Source organism: Castellaniella sp. (assembly GCF_034675845.1).
Lineage (GTDB): Bacteria > Pseudomonadota > Gammaproteobacteria > Burkholderiales > Burkholderiaceae_B > Castellaniella.
In genome coordinates, this window is record NZ_JAUCCU010000001.1 from 1,766,265 (window position 1) to 1,783,338 (window position 17,074).

Consider the following 17,074-nt stretch of genomic DNA (forward strand, 5'->3'; position numbering starts at 1 on the left):
AGCGCTTGCTTATCCTCGATTGGAATCCTGTCTCCCATGAAGTCGCCCCGACCATCATCCCCCCCTCGTCTGAAGCTTACCCCCCTGGAACGCCGCAGCAGCATTGCCTTGGCCATGCTGTTTGCCGCCCGTATGCTGGGCCTGTTCTTGCTGACCCCGATTTTTGCCGTGGCTGCGGTTACCCTGGTGGGGGGAGACGACCCCGTGCGTGTGGGGCTGGCGTTGGGGGCGTATGGCCTGACCCAGGCAGTCATGCAGATCCCGCTGGGCATGGCCTCCGATCGCTATGGCCGACGCCCCGTCATCGTCTTTGGCATGGTGCTGTTCGTGCTGGGCGGCATTATTTGCGCGCTGACCAACGATGTGGACTGGGTGACCGTGGGGCGTGTCATCCAGGGACTGGGGGCGGTATCGGCCGCTATCACGGCCTGGATCGCCGATGCCACCCGTCCAGAGGTGCGCACTCGGGCGATGGCGATGGTGGGAGGCTCCATCGGCATTTCCTTTGCGCTGTCGCTGGTGCTGTCACCCTTGCTGGTGGGGCAGTTCGGCTTGTCGGGCTTGTTCTGGGCCATCAGCTTGCTGGGTTTCGTTTGTCTGCTGATTGCCATGTTTTTTGTGCCGAATGTGCCGAAATCCGAGGCCGACATCATCCAGGCCACGGCGCATGATGTGCTGGCCCAAAAAGATTTGCTGCGTTTGAATTTCGGTGTCTTTTGCCTGCATTTCATCCTGATGGCGCTGTTCATGGTGGCCCCTGGCCTGTTGGGCCGCCTGGGAGACTTTGAGACAGCCACGCTGTGGCAGGTGTATCTGCCGGTCATCCTGGTATCTTTTGTGCTGATGGTGCCCGCAGTGTTCTACACCGAAACCCGCAAGGTCCATAAAGCCGCACTCGAGCTATCCGTACTGGGCCTGGCCTTGGTATTGGGGGCCCTGCCGTGGCTGGATGGTTCCCTGGCCTTGGTCGTGGCCGCGTTGATCGGGTTTTTCGTGTTCTTCAATATTCTGGAGGCTCTGCAGCCTTCGCTGGTCTCGCGGGTGGCCCCGCCGGCTTATAAGGGCCTGGCCTTGGGCTTTTACAACACGGCCCAGTCATTGGGGGTGTTTGCCGGGGGGCTGTTGGGCGGCATTCTGGTGCAGTCCAGCGGGCCGAACATGGTGTTCTGGGTGTGCGCCATGATGGCCGTGGTCTGGCTGTATACCGCGCGGGGGTTCAAGGATATTCGCGGGGATCGCTGAGGGTTTTGGCGGGGGGTTGTGGGTTCTTTAGGGATAGCTCGTCGTTGTGTGAGGTGGCTTTTGGTTCTTCAGTGATGCCTCATCGTTGTATGAGGTGGCGGGCGGGACAGGTCGTATTTTGGCGGCTTCGCCGAGTATGTTGAGGTTGACTCCAACAGTCCCGCCCGCCACCTCACACAACGATGTGACGACAATTGGAATGCTTGGGGTCGGGGTATATCCACGATGTCGCTATTTTGGGAGTTATTTCACGCTGCTGTTTTCAGCTGTTTCTTGTGGGTAGATCTGTCGCGTCGCTGTTTTCAGTTGTTGCTTGTGGGGTAGCCCCTGTAGCGTCGCCATTTTCGTCGATTGCTGTCCAGGGGGTGGGCAGGACTGTTGGAGCTGGCCCCAACATCCCCGGCGCAGCCGCCAAATTGCGACCTGTCCTGCCCACCCCCTGGACAGCAATGAAACCCCCCAGAAGAACCCCCCCCCCCCCAGATTTCGGAAGAAACTTTAAGGCGTCCCCAAATCCTGTTCCACCGCATAACAGGCCACCAGTCGCCCACCCTGGTCCTTGAGCGCAGGCAGTTTTTCCCGGCAAACCGGCATGACGCGGGGACAGCGGCTGCTGAAAGGGCAGCCGGGTGGCGGATTCAGCGGGCTGGGCAGCTCGCCGGTGATGCGGATGCGCTCACCGTGGCCGTCCTGGTTCAAACGCGGGGTCGCTGACAGCAGTGCCTGGGTATATGGGTGCAGCGGCTGACCGAAAATCGCTGCCTTGCTGCCCTGTTCGACGACCTTGCCCAGATACATCACCATGACTTCGTCGGCCAGGTGTTCCACCACCGACAGGTCATGCGAAATAAATACATAGGACAGGCCGAGTTCGGTCTGCAGATCCTTCATCAGGTTCAGCACCTGGGCGCGTACCGACACGTCCAGCGCCGAGACGGCTTCGTCGGCCACCAGGATTTCCGGGTCCAGCATCAGGCCGCGGGCGATCGCGATACGCTGGCGCTGACCGCCGGAGAACATGTGGGGATAGCGGCTGTAGTGTTCCGGCCGCAGGCCCACGCGTTCCATCATGGCCTGTCCGCGCGTGCGTCGCTGGGCAGCATCCAGATCGGTGTTGATCAGCAGGGGCTCTTCCAGAATGTCGCTGATGCGCTTGCGCGGATTCAGCGAGGCGTAGGGGTTCTGGAAGATGATCTGGATTTTCTTGCGCCGCAGGCGGGCGAGTTCGGGACTGGTCTGCGATACATCCTGTCCACGGTACAGCAGCTGTCCGGCGGTGGGCTGCTCAATCATGGTCAGCACCCGGGCCAGGGTGGATTTGCCACAGCCGGATTCGCCCACCACGGCCAGTGTCTTGCCCGTCTGCAGCGTGAACGATACCCCGTCCAGTGCCTTGACGGATCGTTTGGGCTTCAGGAAGCCGCTCTCGACTGCGTAGTGACGTTTCAGATCGATGGCTTGCAGGACCACGTCATCGGCGTTGGCGCCTGCGGCGGGGGAGGGTGATGCTGTGCTGTTCATGCGGAAACCCCGGTGGATGCTTCGACGGGCTGGCCCAGGTCATTGAGCGGTGTGTGACATTTGACCTGGCGGCCTTCGGGGCCGTGCAGTGCCGGCTCCTCGGTGTGGCAGCGGGCCGTGGCATAGGGACAGCGTGGGCTGAGCAGACAGCCTTGAGGACGGTCATAGCGCCCCGGCACTACGCCCGGCAGAGACACCAGCCGGTCGGCATCCCTGGAGAACTCCGGCAGCGCGCGCAGCAGCGCCTGCGTGTATGGGTGGCGTGGATGACGGAAGATTTCGCTGGCTGGGCCGGATTCGACCAGTTGGCCGGCATACATCACCAGAATGCGGTCAGCCGCCTGAGCGACCAAGGCCAGATCGTGGGTGATCAGCACCAGTCCCAGGCCCTGTTGGCGCTGCAGATCCAGCAACAGATCCATGATCTGTGCCTGGATGGTAACGTCCAACGCGGTGGTGGGCTCGTCGGCAATCAGCAGGCGCGGATTGCAGGCAATTGCCATGGCAATCATCACCCGCTGGCTCATGCCGCCCGAGAGTTGATGCGGATAGGCCTTCAGGCGCGAGATCGGGTCGGGGATGCCGACCTGGTCCAGCAGCTCCAGCACCCGCGCCCGCAGAGCCTTGCGCGAGCCACCCTGGTGTACGCGCAGTGCCTCGGCGATCTGGTATTCCACCGTATAACAGGGGTTCAGGCTGGTCATCGGGTCCTGGAAGATCATGGAGATCTTCGAGCCGACGATTTCGCGGCGCTTTTTCTCGGGCAGGGACAGCAGGTCCTGGTCCTCGAAGCGCAAGGCGTCGGCATGCACCCGGCCTGGGAAATCGATCAGGCCCATCAAGGCCAGCGAGCTGACGGATTTGCCTGACCCGGATTCGCCGACCAGGCCGACGACCTCGCCGGCATTGACGTGGTAGCTGACGCGATCCACCGCCTTGAAGGGGGCGGATTCTTCGCCAAAATGCACGGACAGATTGCGGACTTCCAGCATGGTCTGCCCTCCTTAGACTTTCAGGCGCGGGTCCAGCGCATCGCGCAGACCGTCACCCATGAGATTGAATGCCAGCACGGCCAGCAAAATGGCCAGACCTGGAAACGTCACGACCCACCAGGCACTTTGTGCGAACTGCAGCACATCGGCCAGCATGGTGCCCCATTCGGGGGTGGGCGGCTGGGCGCCCATGCCCAGAAAGCCCAGTGCCGCCATATCCAGGATGGCATTGGAAAAGCCCAGCGAGGCCTGTACGATCAGCGGTGCTACGCAATTAGGCAGAATATTGATGAACATCTGGCGCCAGGCGCCCGCGCCTACTACCCGGGATGCAATCACGTAATCCCGGGTCATTTCGCGCAGCACGGCGGCACGGCTTAGGCGCACATAGTGCGGCAGCGCCACGAAACTGAGCGCTAAAGACGCATTGACGATGGATGGCCCGAAAATCGCCACCAGCACCAGGGCCAGCAGCAGGCTGGGCAGCGCCAGCATGATGTCCACCACGCGCATGATGGAGATATCCACCACGCCGCCCGTATAGCCGGCCAGCACGCCGAAGAAAATCCCCAGCACCAGCGAGATGCTGACCACCAGAAAGCCCACCAGCAGCGACAGCCGCGCCCCGAAGATCAGGCGCGAGAGCACATCGCGGCCCACGTCATCGGTGCCCAGCAGGAATTGCCAGCTGCCGCCGGTTTCCCAGACGGGCGGTTGCAGCAGGTGTTCGCGGAATTGCTCGGTTGGGTCGTGCGGCGCGATCAGGTTGGCGCCGATAGCCACCAGCAGCATGACGACGATGTAGATCAGGCCGATCAGGGCGCCACGGTTGCGGGAGAAGTCCTGCCAGAAGGATTTGAAGGGCCCCGGAGGGGCGGGCATGGTTTGGGTGAGTTCAGTCATTATCGCCCCTGTTTCTGACGAATCCGCGGGTCGGCGAAGCCATACAAAATATCGACAAACATATTGACCACGATGATGATGGTGGCGACGATCAATATCCCGCCCTGGACGACCGGGTAGTCGCGTTGTTCCAGGCCTTGAATCAGCCAGCGACCAATGCCGGGCCAGGAGAAGATGGTTTCGGTCAGGATGGCGCCCACCATCAGCACCCCGACCTGCAGGCCGATGACGGTGATGACGGGCAGCAGCGCATTGCGCAGGGCATGCACAATGACCACGCGCAGACGCGACAGGCCCTTGGCGCGGGCCGTGCGGATGTAGTCCTCGTTCAGGACTTCCAGCATGGACGAGCGCGTCATGCGCACAATCACCGCCAATGGAATTGTGCCCAGCACAAACGCGGGCAGCACAATATGGTGCAGGGCGTCCAGGAAGTCACCGGGTTCACCGAACAGCCAGGTGTCGATCAACATGAAGCCGGTCAGGGGCTCGCTAGGGTCCAGAAACAGGGCGGCGCTGACGCGTCCCGACACCGGCATCAGATCCCATTGCACCGAGACCAGCATGATCAGCATCAGCCCCCACCAGAATACGGGCATGGAATAGCCCGTCAGGGCGGCGGTGATGGAGGCGTGGTCGAACCAGGAGCCGCGCTTGACAGCGGCCAGCACGCCGACGGGGATGCCGATCGCCAGGGCGATGCACATGGCCATGAAGCTGAGTTCCAGGGTAGCCTGGAAACGCGGCACGAACTCTTCCCAAATCGGGGTGCGGGTCGTCAGCGATGTGCCCAGGTCACCCTGCAGCAGGCTCTTGATGTAGTGGAAATACTGGGTGGTCCAGGGTTGGTCCAGGCCCAGCTGCGCCATCATGGCGGCGTGCTGCTCTGGCGACAGGCCCCGTTCGCCCGCCATGATCAGCACGGGGTCGCCGGGGATCAGGTGGATGAATACAAAGGTCAGCAGGGTAATGCCGATGAACGTGGGGATAGCCAGCCCGACGCGCTTGAGGATAAAGGAAAACATGGTGCGAGTAGCCCCTAAGGGTCTCGCCCAGCCGGAGGCCGGGCGGGAAGGGAAGCGATTGCCGGGCAGGATGGACCAGAGCCCGGCAAGCCCCTTCAGCGCCTATGGGTGCCATAGGCGCCAAAGCGGCATCCGGGCGGTTACTTGCCCAGACTGACCTGGTCGAAGACGTGTCGGCCCAGGGGGGACACGGTATAGCCTTCGACGTTCTTGCGCAGCGGTTCGAATACCGTCGAGTGCGCGATCATGACGGCAGGCGCCTGGTCGTGCATCACCTGTTGGGCCTGCTTGTACAGTTCCACGCGTTTGGCGTGATCTGCCGTGGTGCGTGCAGGCTGGATCAGGTCTTCGAAGGGCTGGTAGCACCAGCGGGAATAGTTGGAACCTGATTTGGCGGCGGCGCAGCTGAACAGGGTGGCCAGGAAGTTATCGGGATCGCCGTTATCCCCTGTCCAACCAATCAGCATGGTCTGGTGTTCGCCATTTTTGGTGCGCTTCAGGTATTCGCCCCATTCGAAGGACACGATCTTGGCTTTGACGCCGACCTTGGCCCAGTCGGCCTGGATCATTTCAGCCATGCGCCGGGCATTGGGGTTATAGGGGCGCTGTACCGGCATGGCCCACAGATCGGTTTCAAAGCCGTCGGGATAGCCTGCTTCAGCCAGCAGAGCCTTGGCCTTGGCAACATCGAACGGCCAGTCCTGAACAGCGTCGTTGTAGCTCCACATCGTGGGCGGCAGCAGGTTCTTGGCAGGTTGGCCGGCCCCCTGGAAGACGGCTTCGATGATGGCGGGCTTGTCGATGGCCATGGACAGGGCCTGACGCACCTTGACGTTGTCAAAGGGTTTCTTGTCGGTGTTGAACGACAGATAACCCACGTTCAAGCCGGCTTGCTCCAGGAGCTGCACGTCTGGGTTCTTTTTGATGGAATCCAGATCTGCCGGGTTGGGGTAGGGCATGGACTGACATTCGTTTTTCTGCAGCTTGGCATAGCGCACGGAGGCGTCCGGCGTGATGGCAAACACCAGACGATCAACCTTGGCCTTGTTGCCCCAGTAGCTGTCGAATTTCTTGTACAGAATACGGGCGTCTTTCTGGTAGGTGACGAATTCGAAGGGGCCCGTGCCGACAGGGTCGGAATCGACCTTGGTGGGGGTTTTGGCCTTCATCATCGCATCGGCATATTCAGCCGACTGGATCGAGGTGAAGTCCATGCCCAGGTTGGCAATGAAGGGTGCTTCCGGGCGGGCCAGCACGAAGCGCACCGTGTGGTCGTCGACCTTTTCGATTTTTTCGATCAGTTCGCCCATGCCCATGTCATTGAAGTACTGATAGGCGGCGTTCGAGACCTTGTGGTAGGGGTGGTTGGCATCGAACTGGCGCAAAAAGGAGAACAGCACGTCGTCGGCATTGAAGTCGCGCGTGGGGGCAAAGCCTTTGTTCGAATGAAATTTGACGCCCTTGCGCAGATGGAAGGTGTAGGTTTTTCCGTCTTCGCTGACATCCCAGGATTCTGCCAGGCCAGGAACCACTTCGGTGGTACCGGGTTTGAATTCGACCAGACGGTCAAAGATGGGGTGGATGGCGTCGTTGGATGTGCCGGAAGTAAAGAAGGCGGCATTGAAGCCCTCGGGCGAGCCTTCAGAGCAGTAGACGTAGGTGGTGGCGGCTTGGGCGGAGCCAAAGGCCAGGGCCAAGGAAATCAGGGATAGACCTAGTGTACGTTTGGAAATTTTCATTTTTCTCCTCGCTTGTGTGCGTGAATCAGCGAGAACATAGCATGAAATGCCGTATTTACCGTAGCCCCAAGGCATCAAGGATTACCCGAATGCGGGTTTGTGAAACTTTCTTTAAAGCCGCGTATTCATTGGGTTTTTGGTGGTTTTATTGATTTTTATTTAATTGAATATTTTGTGTATACAACCGGGCGGGTGTTACCTTTTTAGTGGGCAGGTATAACTTTTTCAGGCAGGATGCAAGATTTGCTAGACCTGATCGGGCCATGAAAAAGGCCTGCGCCGCGTGGTTCGGGGCAGGCCTTTGAAGCCGCAAGTAATGTGGTTTTGTTTCAAAACGGAATATCGTCGTCCATATCAGCCAGGTTGGCAGCCGGTGCAGCAGCCGGTGCGGCAGGGCGTTGCTGTTGGGGCGCTCGGCGTGCCGGCGCTGGCGCCTGGGAAAACCCGGCGTCGCCGCTCGGCACGTCACTGACGGAATCGCGGCCACCCAGCATCTGCATCTGATCAGCGACGATTTCCGTGCTGTAGCGGTCGGCACCGGTGTCCTTGTCCTGCCATTTGCGGGTTTTCAGGCGGCCTTCGACGTAGACGGAGCGGCCTTTGCGCAGGTATTCGCCGGCGATTTCAGCCAGGCGGTTATAAAAAACGACACGGTGCCATTCGGTTTCCTCGCGGCGGTCGCCGGAGGCTTTGTCTTTCCATTGGCTGGTGGTGGCGATAGAGACGTTACAGATGGCGGCGCCATCGGGGCTGTAGCGGACCTCCGGGTCGCGCCCCAGGTTGCCGACGAGGATGACTTTATTGACTGAGGCCATGGTGGAATCCTGTGGTTTGAACAAAACATGGGTGCCATTATCGGGGATAGGCCCGGCGCTTGTCCCAGCGCAACTGGCAAAAGAGATATTATCGCCCAAGCGGGTAAACCCGATGTGACGAATCGGTGCCTGACCCCGGAATTGGTGTCTGACCCCATTTCTGGCTCGACTTTTGGGCAATAATCTGTTTGTTGTCTATACAAAAAGGACGCCATCATGCTTGCGTCGCCCGCCCCGATTCTTTGGCAGAATTTACGCATAATCCCGTCTGGCTGGCAGGCAGGCCCCGTGCCGCTCTCGGACTTGGTCAGCGAAGGTCGGCGCATTGTCTGGCTGGGGGAAGCGGGTCAGGCGCCCGACCAGTATCAGGCGGCCAGCCGACACGATCTGGAGGGCGCCCTGGTCACCCCCGGTCTGATCGATTGCCACACCCATCTGGTGCATGGTGGTCAGCGGGCCGACGAGTTTGCCTTGCGGCTGGCGGGCGCCAACTACGAAGACATTGCCCGCCAGGGAGGCGGCATCCTATCCAGTGTGCGGGCAACCCGTGCTGCGTCTGAAGATGTCTTGTTCGAGCAGGCGCTCAGGCGTCTGGACGCCTTGCGGGCCGAGGGCGTGACCGCCATCGAAATCAAGTCCGGTTATGGTCTGGATCTGGCTACCGAGCGCAAGATGCTGCAGGTGGCCCGCCGTTTGGCTCAAGCCCGCCCTGTGACCGTGCGCACTACATTCTTGGGGGCGCACGCCCTGCCGCCGGAATACGCAGGCCGGGCAGACGATTACATCACCCAGGTATGCGATGTCATGCTGCCTGCCTTGCAGGAGGAAGGGCTGATCGACGCCGTGGATGTGTTCTGCGAGGGCATCGGCTTCAGCCTGACGCAGTCTGAACGCGTGCTGCAGGCCGCCACGCGACATGGCCTGCCCGTCAAGATGCATGCCGAACAATTATCCTTGCTGGGCGGCACAGCCTTGGCTGCCCGCTATGGGGCCTTGTCGGCAGACCACCTGGAGTGGCTGGACGAGGACGGCGTGCTGGCCATGCGCCAGGCCGGTATGGTGGCTGTGCTGCTGCCGGGTGCGTATTATTTTTTGCGGGATACCCACCTGCCGCCGATTGATTTGCTGCGTCGCCATGGCGTGTCCATGGCCGTGGCGACCGACTGCAATCCGGGCACTTCACCGGCCACGTCGCTGTTGTTGATGATGAACATGGCTTGTACGCTATTCAAACTGACCGTGGCCGAAGTCCTGGACGGCGTTACCCGCCATGCTGCCGATGCCCTGGGGGCGCCAGAGGTCACGGGCCGCCTGGCGGTGGGGCATCTGGCGGATTTTGTTGTCTGGGATATCGACAGCCCGGCGGAGCTGGCCTACTGGATGGGCCTGCCGCGCTGTCGGTTGGTGGTGTGCCATGGGCAGGTGGTCGCCTAGAGGCGGTAAGCGCCTTCCAGCACCCGCTGGCCGATGATGTCCAGGTCTGGCGCCAGCAGCCGGTCTTTGTCATAGAAGGCCACATCCTGGCGGATCTGGGCATGCAGCTTTTGCAGCGGGACGGATGTCTGCAGCGGCGCATGAAAATCAATTCCCTGGGCGGCGCACAGCAGTTCGATGCCCACGATATGCGCGGTGTTGCGCGCCATGTCGGTCAGTCGCCGAGCGGCAAATGTGGCCATGCTGACGTGGTCTTCCTGGTTGGCCGAGGTCGGCAGGCTGTCTACGCTGCCTGGGTGCGCCAGGGATTTGTTTTCCGACGCCAGGGCGGCCGCCGTTACATGGGCGATCATGAAACCGGAATTCAGTCCGGGTTCGGGCACTAGAAAGGGCGGCAGGCCGGAAATGCTGGCGTCGATCAACAAGGCCACCCGGCGTTCGGACAGGCCGCCGATTTCAGCAATGGCCAGCGCCAGCGTATCCGCCGCAAATGCAACCGGTTCGGCGTGGAAGTTGCCGCCTGAAATCACTTGGTCCGGCTGGCCGTCGCGCCCGGCAAACACCAGGGGGTTGTCGGTGACCGCATTGGCCTCCGTCAGCAGCGTCCCGGTGGCCTGCGCCATCAGATCGTGGATGGCGCCCATGACCTGCGGCTGGCAGCGTAGGCTGTAGGGGTCCTGGACTTTATTGTCCGACACCAGATGAGACTGGCGGATGGCGCTGCCCGACAGCAAAGCCCGGTAGCGTTGCGCGACTTTGATCTGGCCCGGCTGGCCGCGGATTTCATGCACACGCGGGTCGAATGGCGCATCGCTGCCCTTGGCGGCATCCACGCTGAGCGCCCCGGCCAGCACGGCGCTGTCGAACAGGTGTTCAGCCAGGAAGAGTCCATGCAGGGCCAACGCGGTGGAGACCTGGGTGCCGTTGATCAGCGCCAGGCCTTCCTTGGCGGCCAGACGGATGGGGGTGATGCCGGCCAGTGCCAGGGCTTGGTCGGCGGGCAGCCACTGGCCGTCGTGGCCAATCAGGCCTTCACCGATCAAGGCCAGCGTCATGTGCGATAGCGGCGCGAGGTCGCCCGATGCCCCCACCGAGCCTTTTTCCGGAATATGCGGGATCAGACCGGCATTGAAAATTTGCAGCAAAGTCAGCACGACGTTGGATCGGATGCCCGAGTAGCCGCGAGCCAGGCTGGCCACCTTCATGGCGATCAGCAGGCGCGCGACGCGGGCATCCAGCGGCTGTCCGACGCCGACGGAGTGCGACAGGATCAGATTGCGTTGCAGGTCTTCCAACTGATGGTCGGGGATGCGGGTCTGGGCCAGCTTGCCAAAGCCCGTGTTGATGCCATAGGCCGGGTCGCCCCGATCGATGATGGCCTGCACGATGGCGGCCGAGGCATCCATGTCATGGACAGCCTGGTCGGGCAGGGATAGCGTCACGTCGCCGTGCCATATCTGGCGCAGGATGGTCAGGTCCAGGGCACCGGGATTTAAGATCAACTGCTGGGTCATTTTTCTTCACCTGTTGTTGTGGCCATGATATTCCCCCGGCGCAGGTCTGGGGCGTACCGCAGGCCGCTTGATTCAGTCGGCGCTGGCCAGCATGGGCAGATTCAACCCGAAAGATCGGGCGGTTTCAATGGCCAGCGGGTAGCCCGCATCGGCATGGCGCATGACGCCACTGCCGCAATCATTGATCAATACGCGTTCCAGCCGCCGGGCGGCGGCATCGGTGCCGTCGGCCACGATCACCATGCCGGCATGCTGGCTGTAGCCCATGCCCACCCCACCGCCGTGGTGCAACGATACCCAACTGGCGCCGCCCGCCGTGTTCAGAAGGGCGTTCAGCAAAGGCCAGTCGGATACAGCATCGGTGCCGTCGCGCATGGCCTCGGTCTCGCGGTTGGGGCTGGCCACCGATCCTGTGTCCAGATGATCCCGGCCAATCACAATGGGCGCCTTGAGTTCACCCGTGCGGACCATGTCATTGAAGGCCAGTCCGGCCCGATGGCGCTCGCCCAGGCCCAGCCAGCAGATGCGGGCGGGCAGGCCCTGGAAGGCGATGCGTTCGTGCGCCATGTCCAGCCACTGGATCATGTGGTGGTTGTCGGGAAACAATTCTTTGAGCTTGCGGTCTGTGGCGTAGATGTCTTGTGGGTCGCCCGACAGCGCCACCCAGCGGAATGGCCCCTTGCCCTCGCAAAACAGAGGGCGGATGTAGGCAGGGACAAAGCCCGGGAAATCGAAGGCGTTGTGGATGCCTTCATCGTAGGCGACCTGGCGGATATTGTTGCCGTAATCCACGGTGGGAATACCCAGGGCATGCAGGTCCAGCATGGCCTGCACATGGCGTGCGCAGGACTGTGCGGCCTCGGCCCGCAGGCGGGTGTGTTGTGCCGGATCGGCCTGGGCGGCCTGCCATTGCTCGACGGTCCAGTTTGATGGCAGATAGCCATGGATCAGGTCGTGGGCCGAGGTTTGGTCGGTCACCAGGTCTGGCCGTGGTCCGCCGGTCTGGGCGCGGCGGGCGATTTCCGGCAGGATATCGGCGGCATTGCCCAGCAAGCCGATGGAGACGGCTTCTTGGCGGGCCGTGTGCTCGGCGATCATGGCCAGGGCCTCGTCCAGGTCGCGTGCCTGCCGGTCCAGATAGCGTGTGCGCAGGCGAAAATCAATATGCGCTTGCTGGCATTCGATGGTCAGTGAACAAGCCCCGGCAAAGCTGGCGGCCAGCGGCTGCGCACCGCCCATGCCGCCCAGGCCTGCGGTCACGATCCAGCGTCCGGCAAACGAGCCGCCAAAATGCTGGCGGCCCGCTTCGATGAAGGTCTCGTAGGTGCCTTGCACAATGCCCTGGCTGCCAATGTAGATCCAGCTGCCCGCCGTCATTTGGCCGTACATGAACAGGCGGCCTGGTCCAATTCGCTGAATTTTTCCCAGGTGGCCCACTTGGGGACCAGGTTGGAGTTGGCCAGCAGCACGCGCGGGGCATCGCGATGTGTCTTGAACACACCCACTGGCTTGCCCGACTGCACCAGCAGGGTTTCGTCCTCTTTCAGCGTGCGCAGGCTGGCCAGGATGGCGTCGTAGCATGCCCAGTCGCGCGCCGCCCGGCCAATGCCGCCATAGACCACCAGATGCTTGGGGTTTTCCGCCACGGCCGGGTCCAGATTGTTCTGGATCATGCGATAGGCCGCTTCGATCGTCCAGTTGTGACAATGCAGTTGCGTGCCAGTCGGGGCGTGGATTTCACGGCTGGCATCGTAGCGTGGGTCGCTGGCATGGGGGGGTGTGCTCATCGAGGTCTCCTGTTGGTTTTATGTATATACATTTAGATAGTAGAAAAAAGACTGTCTTGCTGCAAGCATTGCTTTGGTTTCGGCTGCGGGGCACAAGAATGTTCGGCGTTGAGCGTATAAAGGCCAGGCTGAACCCGTAAACTGCATCTTTGGCCAGGAGCGTCTGCGACGCCCGGGCGAGTATCGACAATGCAACCGGAGGCGCCATGCCCAGTCTTGAAAAAATGACCTGTGTGGAGGACTTCCAGCGCCTGGCCAGACGCCGTGTGCCGCGCATGTTCTATGACTATGTCGATAGCGGCTCATGGACCGAGCAGACATACCGCGCCAATAGCGCCGACCTGCAGCGCTTGCGCTTTCGCCAGCGGGTCGCGCTGGATATTGCACACCGGGATTTGCGCACTACCGTGTTGGGAAGCACCCAGGCGATGCCGGTCATTCTGGCCCCCACGGGGCTGACCGGCATGCAATGGGCGGATGGTGAAATTCTTGCGGCGCGTGCCGCACAACATGCGGGCATTCCCTTTACGCTGTCCACCATGAGCATCTGCTCGATCGAGGATGTGGCCGCCCAAACGCAGCAGCCTTTCTGGTTCCAGTTGTACGTCATGCGGGATCGCGACTTTATCGGCGACCTGATCGATCGGGCCAAAGCGGCGGGCTGCTCGGCCCTGATGGTGACGCTGGATCTGCAGGTGCTGGGACAGCGGCATAAAGACATTAAAAATGGCTTGTCCACGCCGCCGCGCCCTACCTTGGCCAATTTGCTGAATCTGGCGGGCAAGCCTCGCTGGTGCTGGCACATGCTGCAGACGCGTCGGCGCGGGTTCGGCAATATCCTGGGCCATGCGAAAGGCGTCAGCGACCTGCATTCTTTATCCACCTGGACGGCAGAGCAATTCGACCCGACACTCAGTTGGGCGGATCTGGAATGGATCAAGCGGCGCTGGGGCGGCAAGCTGATTGTCAAAGGGGTGCTGGATGCGCAGGATGCCCGGCATGCGGTGGATGCGGGGGTGGATGGCCTGATTGTGTCCAATCACGGCGGTCGACAACTGGATGGCGCGCCATCCACGATTGCCGCCTTGCCGGCGATCGTGGATGCGGTGGGGTCCCAGACTGAAGTCCTGCTGGACGGCGGCATTCGCAGTGGACAGGATGTGCTGCGCGCTTTGGCGCTGGGCGCCCGGGCGGTGCTGATTGGCCGCGCTTTTTTATATGCCTTGGGCGCGATGGGCCAACCCGGTGTGCAACGCTGTCTGGAACTGATTGCCAATGAACTCAGTGTATCGATGGCCTTTTGCGGTCGCACCAGGATGCAGGATGTGGACGCATCCATTCTGCTGAATCCGGATATTTTTTAATTTTAAGATGCCTGATCTGCGCTGAACTCGTATCAATGCCTTCGGAGTCCGTCCGCAGGCTTGGTGGGCCGCAGACTGCGTCTTAAATTTTCCCGGCCAGCTTATATCGGTTTCCGGGATACCACATCACCGCCTGCGAGGTAAATGCATCGCTGGAAAACGTGACGCGATCCAGCACCAGACAGGGTTGATCCAACGGGATATCCAACGGCTCGGCTGTGTCGGCGGATGGCAGCTTCACTTCGATCGTGTACAGCCCGGTTGGGTCGGGGGCGACACGCATCAAATACTCATTGGGCGTCATCTGAGACCAGTCCTGCTGCAGGTACTCTGGTACGCGACGGGCATCCACCAGCCGGTCTTCCAACTGGATGGGGATCTCGTTTTCGTAGTGGATGATCAGGGAATGAAATAAAGGGGCGCCAGCCCGCAGGCGAAAGCGTTTGGCCTGAGCGGATGAGGCCTGGAGCTGCTGCAATTGCAGCACCTTGCACGAGTGCTGGTGTCCACGATCCCGGATGTCCTGTGCAATGCTGCGGATTTCGATCAGGGTGGCTGGGATTTTGGCGGGTGCCACATAGGTGCCCGAACCCTGATAGCGCAGCAGCACCTGGTCGGCAGTCAGTTCACGCAGTGCCCGGTGCACGGTCATGCGCGACACGCTGAATTGCTTGCACAGAGCCAATTCGGTGGGGATGACTGCGCCTTCAGTCCATATACCGCTGCGGATTTGCTGCAATACATAGTTCTTGATGCGCTGATACGCGGGTATCGCCCCTGCTGTGCGTTGAGAGGCCTGGGCCTGGCGAGGCATACGCTGCTTCCTGTGTATCGAACGCGCTCTATTCTAGTCGGTGCGCTCGGGATCGTCGGTCGATACGCTAGGTGTTTTCCCGACTCATCCGCATGGCTTAAGCAAAATCCCTAGGGTTAACCCAGGATTATGCGTGAAACTTAAACCCCCTTATCGGGCTATTCCTATAGCTCATGTGGCGGGCCTTCGGTACATTGCATCAAACCGTTTGATCAGCGCCTTGGCCATATCGGGCCACGGGTACTCCAAACATATTGAAAATCTCTTTGGAGACAACCATGAGCAAATCCGTTGCCCCGGTCGATGAGGTCTTGCCGATGGGCCAGCTCACCGCGCTGGGATTGCAGCACGTGCTGGTCATGTATGCGGGTGCCGTCGCAGTGCCCCTGATCATTGGCCGCGCCCTGAACCTCGATTCGCACGAGGTATCCCTGCTGATTGCCGCCGACCTGTTTGCCTGCGGTATTGCCACCATCATTCAGTCGATGGGCGCCACCCAGTGGTTTGGGATCAAGCTGCCCGTCATTATGGGGGTCAGCTTTGCCCCGGTGGGGCCCATGCTTCATATTGCCAACAGCAATCCTGGCCATGAAGGTGCCCAGCTATTGTTTGGCACCATTATTGCGGCGGGGATCATCACCATCATCATTGCGCCCTGGGTCAGCAAGCTGCTGCGGTTTTTCCCGCCTGTGGTGACGGGCACGATTATTGCCATCATCGGCATCACCTTGATGCGGGTCGGGATCAACTGGATTTTCGGCAATCCCTTCGGCCCCACCGCGCCGTCCGTGGTTGATCCGAATTACACCGAGTGGCTGAATAATATCCAGGCGGCTTCGGGGGCGCCCGGGTCGCCGCTGACTGCCGTGCCAAAGGGCCTGTCGATTGTGCCCACTGTGCCCAACCCAAGATATGCCGACCTGACCGGTGTGGGGATTGCCGCTGCCGTCCTGGTATCCATTTTGCTGATTGCCAAGTTCTGCAAGGGCTTTCTGGCCAATATTGCCGTGCTGCTGGGCATTGTCGTGGGCGCTGTGATCGCGACGTCCATGGGCATCATGAATTTCGACAAAGTCGCCAAGGCCGACTGGGTCGATATTGTTCTGCCCTTTCACTTCGGCATGCCGAAATTCGACTTCTGGATGATTTTGACCATGACGCTGGTCATGATCGTCATCCTGATCGAATCCACCGGCATGTTCCTGGCCCTGGCCGACATGACGGGCAAGGAAATCAAGCAAAAGGACCTGGCGCGCGGCCTGCGTACCGATGGTCTGGGTACTTTGATCGGCGGGATCTTCAATACCTTCCCGTATTCCAGCTTCTCGCAGAACGTCGGGCTGGTGGCCGTGACCGGCGTGCGTAGCCGTTATGTCTGCGTGGCCAGTGGCGTGATTCTGCTGGTGCTGGGCCTGCTGCCAAAGCTTGCCGCTCTGGTCGAGTCCCTGCCCACCGTCGTCTTGGGGGGGGCGGGTCTGGTCATGTTCGGCATGGTGACTGCGACGGGTATCCGCATCCTGGGTGGCGTGGACTTCAAGGACAACCGCAATAACGCCATGATCGTCGCCATTTCCATCGGCATGGGCATGATCCCCGTGGTCGCCCCCAAGTTCCTGCAATGGACCCCGCATGCAATCCATCCCTTGATCGAGTCCGGGATTTTGCTGACCTCGTTGTCCGCTGTCGTGCTCAACGTCTTCTTCAATGGCGCTCCGCATGACACCAAGGCAGCCGTCGAGGCCGCCAAACACGCCGAAGCCTGATCGCTAGCATCGGTGGGGGCTGGCCACAGCACAGTGCTGTGGCCAGCCCCTTTTTGCATTGCCTGCACCTCTGCAGTGCCGAGATTTCACTACCCTGCTTGCTAGATTGTTAAAATGCCGTGATCAGCAGCTAATCCTGGCTAAAAATCTTCATGCCTAGA

12 protein-coding genes and 1 pseudogene are annotated in these 17,074 nt (G+C 60.9%); 4 read left to right on the plus strand and 9 right to left on the minus strand.

Annotation, left to right across the window (positions count from 1 at the left end; all coding sequences use genetic code 11):
* Positions 1 to 36 precede the first annotated feature (36 nt).
* Positions 37 to 1,242: an MFS transporter gene (locus tag VDP81_RS08505; RefSeq protein WP_323012045.1), complete on the plus strand. Its 1,206-nt coding sequence runs from the start codon at positions 37 to 39 to the stop codon at positions 1,240 to 1,242.
* A gap of 498 nt (positions 1,243 to 1,740) precedes the next feature.
* Here VDP81_RS08505 and VDP81_RS08510 read toward each other — a convergent pair whose 3' ends face one another.
* From VDP81_RS08510 to ssb, 6 genes are all read right to left on the minus strand, one after another.
* Complete coding sequence (locus tag VDP81_RS08510) at positions 1,741 to 2,763, minus strand: peptide ABC transporter ATP-binding protein (protein WP_323012046.1); 1,023 nt, start codon at positions 2,761 to 2,763, stop codon at positions 1,741 to 1,743.
* Entirely contained in the window at positions 2,760 to 3,755 is a 996-nt protein-coding gene (gene dppD, locus VDP81_RS08515) for a dipeptide ABC transporter ATP-binding protein (protein ID WP_323012047.1), read from the minus strand. Before dppD ends, VDP81_RS08510 begins: the two co-directional genes overlap by 4 nt.
* Positions 3,756 to 3,767: 12 nt before the next feature.
* Positions 3,768 to 4,658 carry a dipeptide ABC transporter permease DppC gene (gene dppC / locus VDP81_RS08520; protein WP_323012048.1) on the minus strand — a complete coding sequence of 297 codons (891 nt, stop codon included), beginning with the start codon at positions 4,656 to 4,658 and terminating at the stop codon, positions 3,768 to 3,770.
* Positions 4,658 to 5,683 (minus strand): dipeptide ABC transporter permease DppB, encoded by a 1,026-nt coding sequence (gene dppB / locus VDP81_RS08525; RefSeq protein WP_323012049.1) that lies wholly within the window; start codon positions 5,681 to 5,683, stop codon positions 4,658 to 4,660. The genes dppC and dppB overlap by 1 nt, the downstream gene beginning before the upstream one ends.
* 140 nt (positions 5,684 to 5,823) lie before the next feature.
* The gene (locus tag VDP81_RS08530) at positions 5,824 to 7,422 is read right to left on the minus strand and encodes an ABC transporter substrate-binding protein (RefSeq protein ID WP_322995913.1); all 1,599 of its coding nucleotides are present in this window, start codon (positions 7,420 to 7,422) and stop codon (positions 5,824 to 5,826) included.
* 329 nt (positions 7,423 to 7,751) lie between these two features.
* Positions 7,752 to 8,237 carry a single-stranded DNA-binding protein gene (gene ssb / locus VDP81_RS08535; RefSeq protein WP_322995914.1) on the minus strand — a complete coding sequence of 162 codons (486 nt, stop codon included), beginning with the start codon at positions 8,235 to 8,237 and terminating at the stop codon, positions 7,752 to 7,754.
* A gap of 216 nt (positions 8,238 to 8,453) precedes the next feature.
* On the opposite strand from ssb, the gene hutI reads away from it, so the two are divergent.
* Positions 8,454 to 9,671 (plus strand): imidazolonepropionase, encoded by a 1,218-nt coding sequence (hutI, locus tag VDP81_RS08540; protein ID WP_323012050.1) that lies wholly within the window; start codon positions 8,454 to 8,456, stop codon positions 9,669 to 9,671.
* Here hutI and hutH read toward each other — a convergent pair.
* Together hutH and hutU are read right to left on the minus strand one after the other, a co-directional pair.
* Positions 9,668 to 11,185 (minus strand): histidine ammonia-lyase, encoded by a 1,518-nt coding sequence (gene hutH / locus VDP81_RS08545; protein WP_323012051.1) that lies wholly within the window; start codon positions 11,183 to 11,185, stop codon positions 9,668 to 9,670. The two genes, hutI and hutH, sit on opposite strands and share 4 nt — an antisense overlap.
* A 72-nt stretch (positions 11,186 to 11,257) precedes the next feature.
* Positions 11,258 to 12,972: pseudogene (hutU, locus tag VDP81_RS08550) on the minus strand (urocanate hydratase).
* A 206-nt stretch (positions 12,973 to 13,178) separates the two neighbouring features.
* Between hutU and VDP81_RS08555 the strand changes: the two are divergent.
* On the plus strand, positions 13,179 to 14,336 hold the full coding sequence (locus VDP81_RS08555; RefSeq protein ID WP_322995918.1) for an alpha-hydroxy acid oxidase: 1,158 nt from the start codon (positions 13,179 to 13,181) through the stop codon (positions 14,334 to 14,336).
* A gap of 82 nt (positions 14,337 to 14,418) precedes the next feature.
* Here VDP81_RS08555 and hutC read toward each other — a convergent pair whose 3' ends face one another.
* On the minus strand, positions 14,419 to 15,150 hold the full coding sequence (hutC, locus tag VDP81_RS08560; protein ID WP_323012052.1) for a histidine utilization repressor: 732 nt from the start codon (positions 15,148 to 15,150) through the stop codon (positions 14,419 to 14,421).
* A gap of 278 nt (positions 15,151 to 15,428) precedes the next feature.
* Between hutC and VDP81_RS08565 the strand changes: the two genes are divergently transcribed.
* Positions 15,429 to 16,913: a nucleobase:cation symporter-2 family protein gene (locus tag VDP81_RS08565; protein WP_322995920.1), complete on the plus strand. Its 1,485-nt coding sequence runs from the start codon at positions 15,429 to 15,431 to the stop codon at positions 16,911 to 16,913.
* The last annotated feature ends 161 nt before the right edge of the window (positions 16,914 to 17,074 follow it).